We start from the raw sequence: 19,561 nt of genomic DNA, 5'->3' as shown, positions 1-19,561 counted from the left end.
CATCATGAAAATTTTCAAAAATAAACTAATAAAATATACAGGAATAGCAGCCTTTTTTCTGACCTCGTTTTCCTGTACAGATCTTTCTGAAGATACCTATAGTATTCTTACAAACGAGGATATAGACTTTAATAACGAGCAGGACATTTCAAGATTAACGGGCTATGTATACAACCATTTGCGGTATACATACTGGGAATGGAATGGATTATTTGATATCCAGGAAGAGTCTTCTGATTTAATTATGACTCCCTTGCGTATAGGAGTGGGGTGGGGAGATTTATATATCTCTATGCATAAGCATGATTTTAATTCTAATATAGGGCACTTTAGTACAATTTGGGATAATGCTTATTCTGGCATCGGTTATGCCAATACTATTTTGGACCTTCCTGAAATTCAGGAAAATGCTTTACAAAGTGCCAGACTTCGTACCATGCGTGCATTATATTATTATATCTTATTTGATTGTTTTAGAAATGTGCCTTTAGAAACAACACAAGCTGTAGAAAGCGGTTACCTGCCAGAGCAGGCCAGTCCAGAAGAAGTTTTTGAATTTGTTGTATCTGAGCTTAATGCTGTGAAAGAAGATTTGGGAACCGAAAAAGTTTATGGCTATCCCAATAAATATGCAGCCGAAATGATTCTTGCCAAAATGTACCTGAATCATAATGCATGGTTCAACGATTATGGTAATAATGAATATTTTGAACTGGCTTTAGAACAGGTCGATGATATTATTAATAATGGTGGTTATTCTCTTTCACCAAATTATAAAGACAATTTTAAGGCCAATCTAGCTGGAAATAATGAGATTATTTTTGCAATTCCTTTAGATTACACCTATGCCAGTGGTAATTATTTGGTAAACAAAGCACTTACTAGTGAGGGTGCTAAAGCTTTTGGATACGACGGGTCTCCATGGAATGGCAGCTGTGCAGTGCCGCAATTTATAGATACCTATCATGAAAATGATTCGCGTTTAGAAGATACCTGGGCTTATGGGCAGCAATATCATTATGAAACCGGAGAGCCATTGAGGATGAATGCAGATGATCAGGGAGAAGTTAACCTGGTTTATACAAAAAGAGTACATTCTATAGATAATCCGGGAGCTTATATGATGGAAGGCTATCGTTTTGTAAAGAATGAAATTGTACCAGGTGTCGATGGAACTTATGGTGATGATGTACCCTTCTTTAGACTCTCAGACGCTATGTTTATCAAGGCAGAGTGTTTATTGAGATTGAACAGGGATCAGGCGGAGGCCGCAAGATTAGTAAGTGAAGTACGTGCGCGTGCATTTGAAGATGGAACCGAAGCCGTACGCTCTGTACAGGATTTAACCTCAGGAAGTATTTATGACTATGGACATAGAGAATATACCAGTGAAGGTGCTACCAACTACAGCAATCTTGTAGCTACTTACGAAGGAGGAGATGATATAGAACTAGGAGGCCTTCTAGATGATTTGGCCTGGGAATTTGTAGGAGAGCACCATCGTAGACAGGATCTTATCAGGTTTAGATTATCAGGGTCTAATACCAATGTTTATAATGGTAAATCCTGGTTTTGTAAAGATGCAGAACCTGAGGCAACATATAAAAATGTGTTTCCAATTTTTCAAACCTTTTTAGATGCTAATCCTAAGCTTCAACAAAATCCTGGATATTAAGATTCTGTTTTTTTAGACTATGAAGACGGAGTGATAATTGTCACTCCGTTTTATTTTGTAGAATCTATACTATAAGGTCGTAAAAGCATATAAAACTTATTAATTAATGTTAATATAATATAAATATATGTTAATGATCGATTTAAAATTAAACAGGTTTTCATTTAATTTTAAACTATGAAAACACCTGTTTACACCTATTTTATTTTTTTCCTGATTTCCCTAGTGGCCAGTGCCCAGGGGACAGTAGAGGATTATAAGAGAGCAGAATCTCTGGATACGCTTTTCAGAAATAAAGTCTTTAACACTCCAAATTCTTTCAACTGGTTAAACAAGAAGGAGTTTTGGTATAAAAACAATACCGAAAAAGGTAGTGAATATATTTTTGTAAATGCAGAAACTCTAGAGAAGGAAACAGCTTTCGATCATGAAAAACTGGCACGCGCTATTTCAAAATTAGTAGATAAAAAAATCAAAAGTTCAAAAATGGATATCACTAAGCTGGAATTTGATGAAGCTAAGTCGAATTTAAGATTCCAGTTAGATACCATACAATATAATTTAACTCTTTCGGATTATAAGCTTAGCGTCATTGATACCCTAGCTTCCAAAGATAGATCCAGAGGATACTGGGGAAAACGCGGGAACGAAAGAGAAGGTGATCCGGTACCATCGCCAGATCAGAAATATACCGCATTTATAAAAAATTCTAACCTGTATGTAAAAGACAGTAAAACCAAGGAAGAAACACAATTAAGTTTTGATGGTACAAAAGGATTCTTTTATTCCGCCAATATTATCTGGTCACCAAATAGCGAAAAAATTATAGCCTATAAAGTAAAACCGGGAGAAGAGCACAATATTTATTTTGTAGAGTCCAGTCCAAAAGATCAGTTGCAGCCAAAATTACACACCAGGGACTATACGAAACCGGGGGACGAATTAGATTTTAAAAGTCCGCAACTTTTCCATGTTTCTTCCAAAAAACATATTCCAATAGCGACAACTCTTTTTAACGCTCAATTTTCTTTGTACAATTACCAGTGGAAGGACGATAGTTCTTCGTTTACCTTTGAATTTAATCAGCGTGGTCATCAGGCATACCGGGTTATAAAAGTAGATGCTAAAACCGGAAAAGCCACAGCAATAATCGATGAAACAAGCCCAACTTTTATAGATTATAACGGTAAAAAATATCGTCATGACGTGAAGGGGAAAGACGAAATTATATGGGCCTCAGAGCGTGATGGCTACAACCATCTTTATTTGTATGATAGCAATACCGGGAAAGTTAAAAATCAGATTACTTCTGGAAATTGGCCGGTAAGGAAAGTAATAGAAGTAGATGATAAGAATAGAACAATTTACTTTACGGCAAGTGGGTTGGATAAAGATCAGGATCCGTATTTAATTCATTATTGCAGTATAGATTTCGACGGAAAGAATTTTACCCGTTTTACTACTGAAAATGGAAACCATAAAGTCACTTTTTCTCCAGATAAAGAATATTACGTAGATCAATATTCCAGAGTAGATATGCCGGCGGTTACGGTATTAAAGAAAGCAGGTAAAAAAAAGCCATTATTGACTTTAGAGAAAGCTGATCTTAAGGCCTTAGAAAAAACGGGATGGAAAACCCCTGAAGTCTTTACCGCAAAAGGTAGAGATGGTGACACCGATATTTGGGGAATTATTGTAAGACCCACCAATTTTGATCCTTCAAAATTCTATCCTATTATTGAATATATCTATGCGGGGCCTCATGATTCATTTGTTCCAAAGGATTTCAATAGTTATTACTGGGCACTGAGTTCTTTGGCAGAACTTGGATTTATCGTAGTGCAGATTGATGGTATGGGAACGTCTAACCGATCTAAAGCTTTTCATGATGTATGCTGGCAAAATTTAAAAGATGCTGGTTTCCCCGATCGTAAATTATGGATTACGGCAGCGGCTGAAAAATATCCTTATATGAACACTGATAAAGTAGGTATTCGTGGTACTTCTGCCGGTGGGCAGAGTGCCGGTGCTGCTTTGGTTTTTAATTCAGATTTCTATGATGTTGCCGTAGCTTCCTGTGGTTGCCATGATAACCGAATGGATAAAATCTGGTGGAATGAGCAATGGATGGGCTATCCAATTGGTCCCCATTATGCGGCAAACTCCAACATCGAAAATGCCGCCCAATTGAAAGGAAATTTAATGCTGATCGTAGGTGAAGTAGATGATAATGTAGACCCGGCATCGACCATGCAATTTGCAGATGCACTTATAAAAGCAAAGAAGGATTTTGATTTAGTGGTTTTACCGGGAGAAAACCATACTTCAGGAGGTGAATTTGGGGAACGTAAACGAAGAGATTTTTTTGTAAAACATTTGTTGGACGTTGATCCACCTTCCTGGGATCAGGTTTACAACTAGTTACGTAATCATAGAAATACGCTTAATTTTTTATACCGAAAGATTTATAATATGAAATTGTACAAAATTATCACCTGTTTTATTTGTGTTATGATTGTAGGACTAGTGCAAGTCCGCGCTCAGGGCGATCAGATTCTTGACGGAATTGGAGAGACAGGATTAATTGCGCGCTATGTTTTTGATAAAGATGCCAAAGACTGGTCACGTAATAACCTGCATGCAGAAATTAAAGGTGATGCCAAATTTGTAAAAGACGCGCTATTTAAAAATGTACTTGCGCTTTCGGGACAAGCTTATATCATTTTGCCTTCTTCAGCACTTAACAATGTAGAATCCATTAGTATGGCAGGCTGGATAAAGTTAAATGTTCCAACTTCAGATCAATTTTTTTTTGACTTCGGAAAAAATCAAAATGCGCATGCTTATGTAGCTCCTTTCGGAACAGGAAAAAATGAAAATTTCACAACTGCAGTTTCTGAAAACAGAAATAAAGATTACAAGTTATCATCTTCAAAAGTAGCACTGGCAAAAGATCGTTGGTCACATTTGGTATTGGTGATCGATGTGCCTTCAAAAACTATAAAAGCATTTGTGAACGGCGTTCAGGTTAGTCAGGAAGGAGAAATTGAACTTGAATTATCCGATATTTTTAATGTCGAATCTGGAGAAGAGAATCAGTTATATATTGGTAAGGCTATATCACAAAATAAGGCTTCTTTAGATGCCAGCATCCACGATTTCAGGATCTATAGAATTGGATTGACCAATAATCAGGTAAAAGGAATTTTTGAAAATGCCTTAAAAAAACGCGATGGTGTGGTAAATGAGCGTAAAGAACCTCAGGATAACCTGCCTGAATTCTCAAGGACAAGTCCGCAACTTTACAATGAATTTTTAGTTTCCGTAGATGATATCGAAGTGGAAACTCAGGTAGGCGTTTTACCACGATTGCCAAGAACGCTTAAAGCTACCTATAAAAATGGGCTAAAAGGCCCACAAGTAAAAGTAACCTGGCCGTCTCCCGATGATAACAGCGAAGTTTTAAAAACTGGAACCTATATCATAAACGGAAGTGTGGCCGGAACAGATTTGAAACCCAAAGCGACGGTGAATGTTGTAGAGAGTACAATCGCTGAAAAGCCGGCTAGAGCATTAGAAGCTTTTGATTTAGATCAGGTAAGTTTAGAGTCAAATGCAAACGGACAAAACACGAAATTCATTGAAAATCGTGATAAATTTATAAATACGCTGGCACAAACCAATCCAGATTCGTTTTTGTATATGTTTAGAAATGCATTTGGACAGGAGCAACCAGCGGGAGCAAAACCTCTTGGCGTTTGGGATACTCAGGAAACGAAACTACGTGGGCATGCGACCGGTCATTATTTAACAGCGATTGCTCAGGCATACGCCAGTACAGGTTATGATAAAGCTTTACAGCAAAATTTTGCAGATAAAATGGAGTATATGGTAAATACCTTATACCAATTATCCCAAATGTCTGGAAAACCAGCTGAAGAAGGAGGTGATTTTAATGCCAATCCAACAGCAGTTCCTATGGGGCCTGGAAAAGAAATTTACAGCTCTGATCTTAGTGAAGAAGGTATTCGTACCGATTATTGGAACTGGGGAGAAGGTTTTATAAGTGCTTATCCTCCAGATCAATTTATTATGCTTGAAAATGGAGCGGTGTATGGTACTGAAGAAACAAAAATTTGGGCACCCTATTATACACTACATAAGATCCTTGCCGGATTAATGGATATCTATGAAGTAAGTGGAAATGAAAAAGCCTTAGCTGTGGCTGAAGGCATGGGAGATTGGGTTTACGCGCGCCTAAGTGAATTACCAACCGATACGCTTATAAGTATGTGGAATCGCTATATCGCGGGTGAATTTGGCGGGATGAATGAAGCAATGGCTCGTTTATATCGTATTACCGGAAAAGATACTTATTTAGAAACCGCCCGACTTTTTGATAATATCAAAGTGTTTTTTGGTGATGCTAATCATTCGCATGGCTTAGCCAAAAATGTAGATACGTTTAGAGGTTTACATGCCAATCAGCATATTCCCCAGATTGTGGGGGCTCTAGAAATGTATCGGGATTCTGATAAACCGGAATATTTTAATGTAGCCGATAACTTTTGGGTAAAGGCAACCAACGATTATATGTACAGTATCGGCGGAGTTGCAGGAGCCAGAAATCCTGCAAATGCCGAATGTTTTATTGCACAGCCAGGCACCTTATACGAAAATGGCTTATCTGCCGGTGGCCAAAATGAAACCTGTGCGACCTATAATATGCTAAAACTTACCCGTAATTTATTTCTTTACGAGCAGCGTCCGGAACTTATGGACTATTACGAGCGTGGCTTGTATAATCATATTTTAGCCTCGGTAGCAGAAGATTCCCCGGCAAACACCTATCATGTTCCGTTGCGCCCGGGTTCCAAAAAAAGTTTTGGAAACCCTAATATGACCGGTTTTACCTGTTGTAATGGAACAGCTCTGGAAAGTAGTACAAAACTGCAGAATTCGATTTACTTCAAAGGAGCTGATAATAAAGCACTATATGTGAATCTTTATGTGCCGTCTACTTTGCATTGGCATGAAAACAATATAGAACTTACTCAGGAAACTAATTTTCCAAAAGAAGATCACACCAAACTCACGATTAATGGTAAAGGTAAATTCGACCTTAAACTACGTGTGCCGGGTTGGGCTACAAATGGATTTACCGTAAAGATCAATGGGAAGGATCAAAAAGTGAAAGCCACTCCCGGAACCTATTTAAGCCTTAGTAGAAAATGGAAAGATGGTGACACGGTAGAATTACAAATGCCGTTCGGTTTTTATTTAGATCCCATCATGGATCAGCAGAATATCGCAAGTTTATTTTATGGTCCTGTTTTATTAGCGGCTCAGGAAGATGAGCCAAGAACAGATTGGCGTAAAGTAAATTTTGATGCTGAAAATATTGGAGCTTCCATAAAAGGGAATCCGGAAGAACTGACTTTTGAAATTGACGGCGTGATGTACAAACCATTTTATGATACCTACGGAAGACATTCAGTTTATCTTGATGTCGATTTAGACTAGACATCTAAATATTTAAAAAAAACTTTTTAAATCATATAACCTAAATCATCGCATGAATAAATTATTAAGTTGCCTTTTCGTATTTGTAAGTCTTTCCGCCAGCATGTATGCTAATGAAATGATTGATGTGATTAACACATTTAGAGCCGATAAATTTGCGTTAAGGCGTACTTATACTATGCGCGAATCCAAAGAATATTACGAACGTTACAACCGGTTCTATGAAAATTGGGAGACCAAATTAAACAATATAGATTTTAATGAACTGTCAAAAGATGGAAAAGCCGATTATATACTTTTAAAAAATCTTATTGGAAAAGAGGAGTATCTCTTAAATCAGGATTACGATGCTTTTAAGGAAGTAGCTTCCGTTGTTGATTTTGCAGATGATCTATATGCTTTTATTCAGCAGCGAAGAAGAGGAACGCAACCCGATGCAAAAACATTGGCAATGGCTTTTAATGATGCTGAAAAAAGTATCTCAGAAAAAATAAAAGCGCTTAAAAGTAATCAATTTGAGGATTGGCTTAAAGCTGAAAAGGCTGCAGCTATAATCTCTTCATTACAAAGAGGTTTAAACGAAGCTTATAGTTTTTATTATGATTATGATCCAGATTTTACCTGGTGGATAAAAACTCCGCATGCCTCTTTGGATCAAAAATTAAAGGAATATACTGAATTTCTTAGGGAAAACTATTCAGAAGCAAGTCAAAAGGACGATGGTAGTGGAATTATAGGTCAACCGGTAGGGAGAAAAACCCTGATTAAAAATCTGGAATATGAGTTTATTCCTTATACGCCGGAAGAACTGATAGAAACGGCTGAAAAGCAATTTGACTGGTGTAAAGCTGAAATGATTAAAGCTGCCAACGAAATGGGCTATGGGAACGATTGGAAAGCGGCTTTAGAGCATGTAAAGAATACTTATGTGGCTCCTGGTAAACAACCAGAAGCGATCAATAATTTATATGATCATTCGGTAGATTTTATCGAAGAACGTGATCTTATCACTATTCCGGAACTAGCCAAAGAGACCTGGGGAATGATCATGATGACTCCGGAACGCCAAAAAGTGAATCCCTTTTTTACCGGAGGTTGGGAGATTAGTATTTCGTATCCCACTGAAGGCATGGAGCATGAGGATAAATTAATGAGTATGCGTGGTAATAATCCGAATTTCTCCTTTCCTACGGTGCAACACGAATTACATCCGGGGCATAATCTTCAGTTTTATATGAATCAACGTAACAAAGCCTATCGTAGTTCGTTTGATACCCCTTTTTGGATGGAAGGTTGGGCATTGTACTGGGAAATAAATTTATGGAACAAAGATTTTCCCAGAACACCTGAAGAAAAAATGGGAATGCTTTTTTGGAGAATTCACCGTTGCGCGCGAATCATTTTCTCATTAAAATATCAGTTGGGAGAATGGACGCCACAACAATGTATCAATATGTTAGTAGACGAAGTAGGGCATGAGTATGCCAATGCCGAAGCTGAAGTTCGCCGATCTTTTGCAACATCGTACACCCCGCCATTATATCAATTAGCGTATATGATAGGTGGACTTCAGTTTTATGCCCTTAGAAATGAACTTTTAGAACAAGGATGGACAGAAAAGCAATTTCATGATCGTGTCATGAAAGAAAACATAATGCCGGTAGCCGTACTTCGATTATTGTTGGAAGATAAAGACATTCCAAAAAATTATAAAGCGAACTGGAAGTTCTCAACCGATTTTAAATAATTCCCCTCAAAATTAAAAAATGAGAATATTAAACGTATTACGCTTTTTGCTCCTTACCGGTATAATTTGGTCGTGCGGCAAAGAAGATAATAAAGTCTTATTATCTCCGGAAAAGGAAACAGCTATAAAAGAAAGCCATTGGCAATACGAGCCATGGAGTGCCCCGGTACATTATACTGATGCACTTTCAGAGCAATTCAACTCTCAAGTACTTATGCTTTCTTCAGATACCTTGACTGCGGAACGCTGGTTTAAAAAGATAAATGTAAAACCTTTTGCAACTTATAAAGTAACCGGTTATATAAAAACCGAAGGGGTAGTAGGTGGCAGCGAGCAAAGTGGCGCTGGATTAGGTTTAGGGAAATTCGAATTTACCGGAGATACCATTTTTAAGGGGGATACCGATTGGACAAAGGTTGAAATGCAATTCTCTACAGCTATGGACGATAGTTTTATGCTGGAGCTTTTACTGGGAAAGAGAGGACAGGCAAAAGGAAAAGTTTATTTTGATCATTTTCAGTTAGAAGAAATCTCGGTTAAAGAGTTAAAACCTGAAATTACGGTAAATCTCGACAAAAAATTAGAACCCATATCGCCTTATATCTATGGTCAGTTTATCGAACACATGGGAAAATCTATTTATGGTGGAATGTGGGCAGAGATGCTGGACGATCGTAAATTTTATTATGTTCCCGGTACGGCGAAATCACCATGGGAAACGGCTGTTGATACCAACTTGGTTAAAATTGATAGTTCCTATTCTTATGCTCAGGGAAAATTACCGGTGTATCAGGTAAAAAATAGTTTAAACTTAAGACAACAAAAATTAGCCATTGTTTCTGGTAAAACCTATCAAGGCCGATTGGTTTTTAAAGGAAGTGATATTAAAGAAGTTTCTATTTCTTTAAACGGAAAAGAAGAGCATCTTGAGGTTTCAGACCATAATTTTCAGCAGCTACCATTTGAGATTTCTTCGGAAGAAACTAGCGATAATGCCGTTTTAGAAATTACTTTTAAAGGGAAAGGAAGGCTAACATTAGCAGCGGTTTCTTTAATGCCCTCAGATAATATTAAAGGCTTTCGCCCTGAAGTGATCGAATTAATGAAGCAATTAGACGCGCCAATTTACAGATGGCCAGGTGGAAATTTTGTTTCGGGTTACGACTGGAAAGATGGGATTGGCGATCCTGATAAACGCCCAACCAAATTTGAAAGAGCCTGGAATGGTTTAGAATACAATGATGTTGGGGTACACGAATTTATGGCGCTTTGTGAGATTTTAGACACCAAAGCCAATATTGCGGTTAACACCGGTCTTGGTACTGCTGAACTTGCTGCGAATGAGGTTGAATATTTTAACGGAGCTGTTTCTACAAAAATGGGCCAATGGAGAGCTAAGAATGGCCATCCAGAACCTTACCATGTAAAACTTTGGGCAGTAGGAAATGAGATGTTTGGCGATTGGCAATTAGGGCACATGCCTATCGAAGATTACGTAAAAAAGCATAATAAAGTGGCTAAAGCCATGTGGCAAGTAGATCCCGATATCGATCTGATCGCCGTGGGTTATCCCGGGAAATGGAATGATATGATGTATGAGAACAGTGGAGCGTATATGACTTATATAAGTGAGCATTTTTATAAGCAAAACTGGCATGCCGGTGGTTTACTAACCCACGTAAACCAGATGCCAGAAGTGATCTCGGCTGTGGCTGAAGAGCATCGCAGAGCACGCAAGGAAATTCCCGGGATAGCAGATAAGAATATAAAAATCGCTATGGATGAGTGGAATTACTGGTACGGACCACATGTGTATGGTTTATTAGGTACTCGTTATTTTTTAAGAGATGCATTGGGTATCGCTGCCGGATTGAATGAATTCTCTCGTCAGTCGGATATTTATTATATGGCCAATTATGCACAAACCGTTAATGTAATCGGAGCGATAAAAACGACTAAAACCGATGCATGGTTAGAGGGAACAGGACTAGTTTTAAAATTATACCGTAAAGAGTTTGGTACGCAGCCGGTTGAATTTAACGGATCGCCACAACCATTAGATGTTTCGGTTACTTTAACTGAAGATGGTGAATATCTGACGATTTCAGTAGTCAATGCGACGCATGAACAACAGGTTTTAAAATTAGATGGTCTTTCAGGAAGTATAGCAACTTCTGGAAAAGCATTTATCATTTCAGGGGAACATGATATGGTTTTTAATGATGAAGACAATAAGGAGCGCATCAGCATTACTGAAGCGGGCATAGAAATTTCAGAAAATAGTATTGCCGTTCCTAAGGAAAGTGCCGGGATCTATAAGTTTAAAATACATCAATAATTCGGCAATTTAAATAAGCATAAACAACTATAGTTTGGGATTGGACATTTTCGTCGCAATTCCTGATAATTGAGCAAACAATGAACATGAGAACGAAATTACAAACATTCCTACTATTGTTTTTAATAACGGTAAGGGTGAATGCGCAAGAGAAATCAACGTATTGGGATAACCTTAAAGATCGGGAATCTACTCTGGGGATAGAGGGTGGTTTTACTGAAGTAAAAACCGATGAGTTTACTTTAAAACTGGTAAATGCTTCACAAACCGTAGCCGGATTATATCCAAATTCAGATCCTGATTTTGATTTTACTACGGGTGAACGTATCGAAATTCGTGATAAAGATGGCATTTATTACATAGGTGATTTGAATTTCAGAATAAAAGGAGACAATGGCCAATGGGAATCATTTTCAACAGCTAAAAACCGAAAAAAGGTAGAAGCCTTAACGGTTTCTGGCGATGTCTTAGCTGCAGCAGATTTGAGTAATACTTTAGGTAACAACAATCCGCTTAGCATTAAAAGATATTATGAGAAAAAAGACGGGGCTTTAGTGTTGAGATTTGAAATTACAAATCCTACAAACAAATCTGTAGAGATTGGAGCCTTAGGAACACCAATGGCTTTCAATAATATTTTAGAAGGAAAACATCTTGATGAAACTCATGCTGACAATGTATTTTTTGATCCTTACATTGGTAAAGATGCCGGTTATGTAGAAGTAAAGCACCTTACCGGAGAAGGACAGGTTTTATTGGTGTTACCAGAGCAAAATATGCCTTTCGAGGCTTACCGTCCCTTAAATGATGATCCTACGACAAGAAGCATTGTTTTTGAAGGAGTACATGAATGGATGGCTTTAAGTAAAGCATATGCTGAAAAGGAGTGGAAAGGTAAAGAACAGTGGAACAAACCCACATCTTTGATTCTTAGAGGTGGGGAAACCAAAAATTTCGCATTGAAATTTGTCCTGGCACCTGGTATTAAAGAAATTCAGGATAAATTAATCGAAGAAAAACGACCAGTGGCAGTTGGCGTACCGGGTTATGTATTGCCAATGGACGTAAACGGAAAATTATTCCTGAATTATCCAGAAGACGTTGACAATATTTTAGTAGAACCCCAAGGTGCTCTTAAAATTACTGAAATCGATAAAAAAGGTGCCGGTTTTACCGAATATCAGGTAGAAGGGAAAATTTGGGGCAGAAGCCGTGTAACTGTGACTTATAAAGATGGTATAGAACAAACTATTAATTATAAGGTGATTAAGCCTGAAACCGAAGTTGTAGATGATTTTGGACATTTTTTAATGACGGAACAGTGGTTTGATCAACCCGATGAATTCTTTGGAAGAACAAATTCAGTGATCTCTTATGATTATGAAGACAAAAAGCAGATCACACAGGACAGTCGCGCCTGGGTAGCTGGATTAAGTGATGAAGGCGGTGCAGGAAGCTGGTTAGGAGCAATGATGAAACAGCTTATTCAGCCAGAAAAGGAAGAGATTGAAAAACTTCAGTTATTTATCGATGAAACACTTTGGGGTGGGATTCAGTATGATGAAGGAGATCGAAAATACGGTGTTAAAAAAAGTGTTTTCTTTTATGAACCTGATTCTTTACCAAAAGGCACCTATAGCGACTCGATAAACTATAATACCTGGGCTGCGTGGAATAAAAAAGGAGCAGACGATCCTGGAAGATCGTATAATTATCCTCATGTTGCAGCGGCCTACTGGGTAATGTATCGTTTAGCCAGATATCACGAAGGTTTAGTTGATAATCACGACTGGAAATGGTATTTGGGGCAAGCTTATCACACTTCTATTGCCATGTCTGAGTTAGCACCCTGGTATGCTGAATTTGGACAAATGGAAGGAACTGTTTTCTTAAACATTTTAAAAGACCTTAAATCTGAAGGTTTAACCGACATGGCGACTAAACTAGAAGCTTCGATGAAGAAAAGAGCCGATCACTGGAAATCTTTAAACTATCCCTTTGGTAGTGAAATGCCGTGGGATTCTACCGGGCAGGAAGAAGTTTTTATGTGGAGTGATTATTTTGGATATCAGCAAAAAGCCAATGTTACTTTAAATGCTATCCTGGCGTATATGCCCGTCATGCCACACTGGGCGTATAATGGAAATGCACGTAGATACTGGGATTTTCTTTATGGAGGAAAATTATCCAGGGTAGAGCGCCAAATTCATCATTATGGATCGGGTTTAAATGCGATTCCTGTTTTAAAAGCGTATCGCGATCATCCAGATTTTTATTTATTGAAAGTTGGTTATGGCGGAACTTTAGGAGCGATTTCGAATATCACTCAGGATGGTTTTGGATCTGCAGCTTTCCATTCCTATCCTTCGACCATGAGAATAGATTATTTATCGGGGGATTATGGTTCTAATTTCTTTGGCTATGCCCTTAATACCGCCACATATATCACAAAGAATAAAGATCTTGGATGGCTTTCTTTTGGCGGAAATATCGAGGAAAACGATGATGAAATAAAAGTGACACTAACAACGGCGGCTAAAAGCAAGATTTATTTTGAACCAAAAAAATTATGGTTAACACTGGACGCGGGTACTTTTAAAGAATTGATTTACGATAAATCTTCCGAAGAAATTGAACTGGTTTTAAATAAAAAAACCAGCGATAGCCCACAAGCTTATTTAAGAGTAAATAAAGAAATGAATTTAAAATATGATAACATGAACGGTGCCTATATAATTCCGTTATCTAAGAAGCCAAAAACTATCCTTTTACAGTAGTTCTATAGTTATATAGTAATAGTTTTTGAGTGTTAATTTTAATTAAGGAGAGGCCGAAAAGGCCTCTCTTTTTTTGCATAAGAATTGTTCCTTACTCATCCTTATTTTTCTTTAAATTATCCAGATCTGGAGAGGAGAAAGGATAACTTAAAATCTTTAAAAGACCTTTTTTTCTTATCAATTTAAATATTCCATAAGCCATCCATAAACTTAGTACTGAAATGATTCCTAAAGCCAGAATACCATAAATATTCGGAAAAGCATCATATAAAGAAAGACCTAAAAAAATAAAGGGTAAAATTGCTAATAAAGCGAGTACAAATCCGATAAGAGATCTCAAAAATAATTTCATTATACCTACAAATATTTCTATGAGGAAGTTAACTTAATTTTTTACCCTGTAAATTTTAAAAATTAAACCCATCAATTTAATTCATCTATAATCTCTTTCACTCTTTTTTCCAATTGTCTGGAATTGTTAGATACATTGATAACTTTTTTATTGGGATCGATAATGAGATAAGTAGGGAACAGGCGAATACTTAAACTGTCTAAAACATACTTTTTGTTCATTGGTAAGGTTTCAACCTGATAATTTTTGCCGTCTAAATAGTTGTTTAATGTATGTACTTCGTTTAGGGATATATTTAGAAAAGCGATATCGCGGTATTTATATTTTTGAGCGAGGGCTTCAATATCTGGAAGTTCTTTTTTACATTTTCCACAGGTGGTATACCAAAAATTAAGCACCAGATATTGATCTTTAAACTGACTTAATTGATAAGAATTTCCTTTTAAACTTTTAAGATTAAAATCTGGAAAAGGTTTATTTAATAATTTAAGATTGCGTAATTCACGGTCGGCTTTCTTAGCAAGTTGGTTACCAATCTCTTTATTACCATCTTCCGGTATTTCTATGAGTTTGTAAAAAGTAGTGTTTTCGGCAGAATTCATTCGTACCACCAAATATTTAGCCGTACTCAGTTCTTCTAAAAATTCTTCTTTACTTATTTCTTCAGAATTAGAATTTAAGGCATGGTAATCTTTACTGAGGTCGATATAAATCTTATCATATCTGTACCAGTTTAAAAACTGACTTTGAATGGTTGCAATATCCACATTTGGTGTCCCATATGATTGTGGTTTTTGATTACAACTGCTTACAAATAATACTATTGAAAATAGAAGAAATGCTGGTAATTTAATTTTTTTGATGATAAACATGATGATGATTTATGGTTGTGCCTTAATATAAGCCTTATTTTATAAATTTATGGTTTGATCTTTTCAGGATGTGCAAAATAAAAATACCTCATTAAAATGTACAATCTGTGTTGATCACCGTATGCTCATTTATGATTTCCGAAATTTGCTCCAGCTCTTCAGGGAGGTCATCGATACAAACTTCCTTGACAAAGGGATAGTTAGACATTCCGGAATTCCCAATATCATAAGCCGAAAATGTATTTAACACGGAACGGTTTTTCAGAATTAATTTTGTGATTCTATTTTCTGAAATATCAAGTTCTTCTAGTTCTTCAAGACAATGAAAATCGAATACATCCGGTTCCCCGCCTTCCAGGTAGCGCATATTTAATTTTTTGATTGAAGGTGCCTCGCAAAAATCAACTATAAGAAAACTATTTTCCATATTTATTTCTGCTAAATTTATACAGCCATTCATGTGAATTTTTATAAAATGAGTTGGATATTCCCAGTCCGCTGGTTCCGTTAAATAGCTTGGTCTATTATTGATGAGTTCCAGTTTGGTTAAGTTTTCCAGATTAGATAGATCCAGATCACTATAAAAATCAGATCCTAGATAATTCAATTTCAATGTTTTTAAATTGTGAAGAGCGGTAAAATTAGAAGTCATTTTGGTTGTACCAGTATTTTCGATATAACCGTTATCATCATTACGCGTAATATCCAGATATTTTAAATTGGAAAAATATTTAATTTCTTCCAGATTTACAGGACCTAAGATGATTTCATGATTAAAAGCAAGAATTAGGCTTTCCACTGCTTCGATTTCTTCAAGATCGATATTGCCATCCTTATTGAAATCGATGTTCTTATCTCCTACCTTATCGTTATTGGTATCTACGCAATTAGTTTGGAGTAGAGCATATCTAAAATTAGGATCCATAATCTCTATAATTTCTTCTAATTTTTCTGATGGAGACGGTTCGCAAGAATTCGTAAGGATAATAAGGACTAGAATTATAAAAGTAAGTAACGGTAAAGATCTCATAGATAATTAGGTTATGATAATGAAATAACGGTTTTGTCTAATGTAAACATACCTAAATTTCATTCAAATTGGATGATCTGAATACAATCAATTGAAATTTGTTAATTATTAATTACTAATAGAATTTCATTCTCAATCAACTCTTTCTCCTAATAGTAAAAAAATAAAAAAGAAGCTCTATTTAAAAAGGTGTCTAATAAGAGTAAAAATCATAAATATAACTGACTTTTATCATCTTTTTAAGGTGGCTTTCGAAATATTTTTGAGGTATTAATAAAATTTTAAAATTATGAGAAGATTTGTATTTACAACACTTGCTGCATTATTGCTTAGTTTTTCGTTTCAGGCTCAAGAAATAGACAAAACTCAGGATAATCCATGGCAGTTTAGGTTAAGAGGAGTAGTGGTTTCACCAGACGAAAAAGCTTCAATAGAAGCGATAGGTGGTGATGCAGATATTTCTACTACAGTTATACCTGAATTTGATATTACTTATTATTTTACTAAAAACTGGTCATTAGAACTTATACTTGGAACAACAAAACACGATGTAGAAGCTATAAATACTGCTGCAGGAAATATTGATCTGGGAAGTGTTTGGCTTTTACCTCCAACACTGACTTGTCAATATCATGTAACTTCATTGGGTAATTTTAAGCCTTATATTGGAGCAGGTTTAAACTATACTATTTTTTATAGTGTAGATGAAGGTCCGGTGGCAGATGATTTAGATTATGATAACAGTTTAGGCTTTGCCGGACAATTAGGTGTAGATTATATGATTAGTGATAAATGGTTTATTAACCTGGATGTTAAAAAATTGTTTTTGCAAACCGATGTTACCGTAAATGCCACTACTGCTTTAGATGCTACCGTTGGAGCCGACGTAGATATCAATCCATGGCTTTTTGGATTAGGTATTGGGGTTAAGCTGTAATTCCCTTGCCCGGTTACAAATTAAAAGCCGCCCTAATGATAAAAATGTTAAAATGATCAAAAATCCTGATCTATTTGACTTTTATCTTTTATGGCGGCTTTTTACAACAATTGTTTACATTTTTTAGGTGATAATCCCAGATTGGATGAAATAACTTACTGATTTTTTAATAAATCTACAGCTCTTTTTTGGCCTCTTTCTTTTGCTAAATCTAAGGCTGTTTTACCCGATGCATTTTTTAAAGATAAGTCAGCTTTATTTCTAATCAGTAATTCCATAATTTCTGTATAGCCATACTTAGCAGCTTCTCCAAGCGGAAAGTCACCTTCTTTATCTACAGTATTTACATTCGCTCCTTTATCAATTAAAAAGTGCACTACGTCATAATGGCCTTTAGAAGCCGCATGTTCTAATGGTGTAGCTCCATCCTCAGCTTTTACATCAATTTTAGCCCCATGTTCAGCTAAATACTTTATAATATTTAAATGACCATTTCTAGCCGCAATCCGAATAGGTGTAAAGCCTTTAAACGCATTATAGTTAACATCAGCACCATGATCAACCAAAAGTTTTACAATTTCAAAATATCCTTCCTGTGAAGGATAAATTAATGAGGTCAAACTCCCGGAGGATGTTTTGTTTTCTAAATCAACCGTTGCACCATTTTCCAATAAAAGTTTGGTTATTTCCTGGTTATTATTGGCTGTAGCTCTCCATAAAGGGAATAACCCATCCTCCGTATAAACATTTGGATCAGCTCCTTTTTCTAATAGCGCTTTTACTTTTTGTGCATCTCCTTTATCTACAGCTTTAAAAAGCTTCTGAGAAGATAAATTTGAACAAACGAGAACTAGAATTAATGCTAAAAAAGATTTTTTCATGATGATTTTGGTTGTTACGATTAAAACATAAGCTAATGAACAGGTAATAAGATTTGAACGCGTATTGCTTTAAATATAATGATATTCCTCCAACTTGAAACTTCATTTATATGATATCATATATTTCTATATAATATGTACATAGAACAGATTGTCTATGCTTTTTCTTGTAAGGGGCTTACTCTTTTTCGCTCTTATCAGCTAATAAAATTTTAAAGTAGTCGGCTACCTTCGAGGCTCCTGCTTTTCCTCCATCGTCAATATTTGATAATATAACTATGGTATAATGATCGTCGAGAAAATCCATTAACTCGCAATGAATCCCATACCATCCGCCGCTATGTCCAATAATCGTTTGATTATATCTATTATCGATATCAATCCCATATCCTAAATGCGTGTTATATCCCTTTACTTTAGGTTGCAGCATTAAATTTGTGGTAGCTTTGTTTAATAATTCATAGTTTCTTAAGGCTTTAGAGAATTTAAATAAATCTTCAATTGTTGAATAATAGAATCCGGCTGGTGATGCTTTAGTAAGATAGTAGTCATTTCTTTTTAAATTTTCACTTTTGCCAAATTCTGAAGTATATCCACTAGCTTTATTCTTTATAATTGAATCTACCTGAATCGCTGATGTTTTCGTCATACCCGATGGTTCAAGTATATGCTTTTGAATATAATCGTAGTAATTTTCGCCAGACAATTGTTCAATTAAGAGTCCCAGAACCACGAATCCTGATCCGCTGTAATTGTATTTAGTCCCTGGTGGACATAAGAGACTATCGTTTGCAAATAGGGAAATAAAATCTGAAATATTCTCATAGTCCTTATTTTTGATCATAGCCAAATCATTAACATAGAAATTATTTAGCCCCGAAGTATGCGTTAAGAGTTGATGTGTGGTCACCGAGTTCCTAACGATTTGGTTTGGATAATCCGGTAGATATTCTTCTATAGGCTTATTAAGCGCTATTTTACGCTGTTCGAAAAGTTGTAATACTGCCACAGCAGTAAACATTTTAGTAATAGAGGCTATATTGAATTTCGTATCAATTTGGTTTTTTACGTCATACTCTATACTAGCAAGTCCATAGGCTCTTTGAGCTATAATCGTGTCGTTATGTGCTACTAATATGGTTCCTGAAAATTCTGAGTCCTTTAGGTTATCCAGATAATTTTCAATTTGTGATGTTGTTGATTGTGCATAGTTTTTAGTACTGGCCAGGAATAAAACTACGGGTATTAAAAGGAAGAAGGCTTTAATTTTCATGAATGCCTGATTAAAGTTAGTAAACGATGGTGTATGATATTCTGTAAGTTGTGTTACATTTTAAAGTTATTATTTTTAAAATGAATATCACTGTTTCACAGAAACTATAGCTATAAAAAAATCAAATGCTCTTTTAATTGTAAATCAGTTCCTTGA

General features: G+C 36.1%; 12 protein-coding genes. 7 read left to right on the top strand and 5 right to left on the bottom strand.

Annotation, left to right across the window (positions count from 1 at the left end; all coding sequences use genetic code 11):
• The first annotated feature begins 4 nt into the window (after positions 1–4).
• From AC13DP_RS05855 to AC13DP_RS05830, 6 genes are all read left to right on the top strand, one after another.
• On the top strand, positions 5–1,675 hold the full coding sequence (locus AC13DP_RS05855; protein WP_013070868.1) for a RagB/SusD family nutrient uptake outer membrane protein: 1,671 nt from the start codon (positions 5–7) through the stop codon (positions 1,673–1,675).
• A 177-nt stretch (positions 1,676–1,852) separates the two neighbouring features.
• Positions 1,853–4,096, top strand: coding sequence for a S9 family peptidase (locus AC13DP_RS05850; RefSeq protein WP_483067434.1), 2,244 nt, complete (start codon positions 1,853–1,855; stop codon positions 4,094–4,096).
• A 51-nt stretch (positions 4,097–4,147) separates the two neighbouring features.
• Positions 4,148–7,198, top strand: coding sequence for a beta-L-arabinofuranosidase domain-containing protein (locus tag AC13DP_RS05845; RefSeq protein ID WP_483067433.1), 3,051 nt, complete (start codon positions 4,148–4,150; stop codon positions 7,196–7,198).
• A 52-nt stretch (positions 7,199–7,250) separates the two neighbouring features.
• Complete coding sequence (locus tag AC13DP_RS05840) at positions 7,251–8,945, top strand: DUF885 family protein (protein WP_483067432.1); 1,695 nt, start codon at positions 7,251–7,253, stop codon at positions 8,943–8,945.
• Positions 8,946–8,964: 19 nt separating this feature from the next.
• Positions 8,965–11,283: an alpha-L-arabinofuranosidase C-terminal domain-containing protein gene (locus AC13DP_RS05835; protein ID WP_483067431.1), complete on the top strand. Its 2,319-nt coding sequence runs from the start codon at positions 8,965–8,967 to the stop codon at positions 11,281–11,283.
• A gap of 86 nt (positions 11,284–11,369) precedes the next feature.
• Positions 11,370–14,060, top strand: coding sequence for a DUF5695 domain-containing protein (locus tag AC13DP_RS05830; RefSeq protein ID WP_483067430.1), 2,691 nt, complete (start codon positions 11,370–11,372; stop codon positions 14,058–14,060).
• 91 nt (positions 14,061–14,151) lie between these two features.
• Here the strand turns inward: AC13DP_RS05830 and AC13DP_RS05825 are convergent, their stop codons facing one another.
• The 3 genes from AC13DP_RS05825 to AC13DP_RS05815 all read right to left on the bottom strand — a co-directional run bounded on the left by AC13DP_RS05825 (position 14,152) and on the right by AC13DP_RS05815 (position 16,314).
• Positions 14,152–14,412, bottom strand: a complete 261-nt coding sequence (locus AC13DP_RS05825) for a hypothetical protein (protein ID WP_483067429.1) — start codon at positions 14,410–14,412, stop codon at positions 14,152–14,154.
• Positions 14,413–14,483: 71 nt separating this feature from the next.
• Positions 14,484–15,284 (bottom strand): TlpA family protein disulfide reductase, encoded by an 801-nt coding sequence (locus AC13DP_RS05820; protein WP_483067428.1) that lies wholly within the window; start codon positions 15,282–15,284, stop codon positions 14,484–14,486.
• A gap of 91 nt (positions 15,285–15,375) precedes the next feature.
• Positions 15,376–16,314: a hypothetical protein gene (locus AC13DP_RS05815; protein WP_483067427.1), complete on the bottom strand. Its 939-nt coding sequence runs from the start codon at positions 16,312–16,314 to the stop codon at positions 15,376–15,378.
• Positions 16,315–16,603: 289 nt separating this feature from the next.
• On the opposite strand from AC13DP_RS05815, the gene AC13DP_RS05810 reads away from it, so the two are divergent.
• Entirely contained in the window at positions 16,604–17,251 is a 648-nt protein-coding gene (locus tag AC13DP_RS05810) for an OmpW/AlkL family protein (RefSeq protein WP_272959424.1), read from the top strand.
• Between the two features lie 155 nt (positions 17,252–17,406).
• On the opposite strand, the gene AC13DP_RS05805 is transcribed toward AC13DP_RS05810, so the two are convergent.
• Both AC13DP_RS05805 and AC13DP_RS05800 read right to left on the bottom strand, forming a co-directional pair.
• Complete coding sequence (locus AC13DP_RS05805) at positions 17,407–18,132, bottom strand: ankyrin repeat domain-containing protein (protein ID WP_483067426.1); 726 nt, start codon at positions 18,130–18,132, stop codon at positions 17,407–17,409.
• A gap of 178 nt (positions 18,133–18,310) precedes the next feature.
• The gene (locus AC13DP_RS05800) at positions 18,311–19,405 is read right to left on the bottom strand and encodes a serine hydrolase domain-containing protein (protein ID WP_483067425.1); all 1,095 of its coding nucleotides are present in this window, start codon (positions 19,403–19,405) and stop codon (positions 18,311–18,313) included.
• Between the last annotated feature and the right edge of the window lie 156 nt (positions 19,406–19,561).

The sequence above is a fragment of the Zunongwangia sp. L-65 genome, from assembly GCF_056859415.1.
Note: the sequence above shows the minus strand (reverse complement) of the source record. Positions and strands in the feature narration are given on the sequence as shown.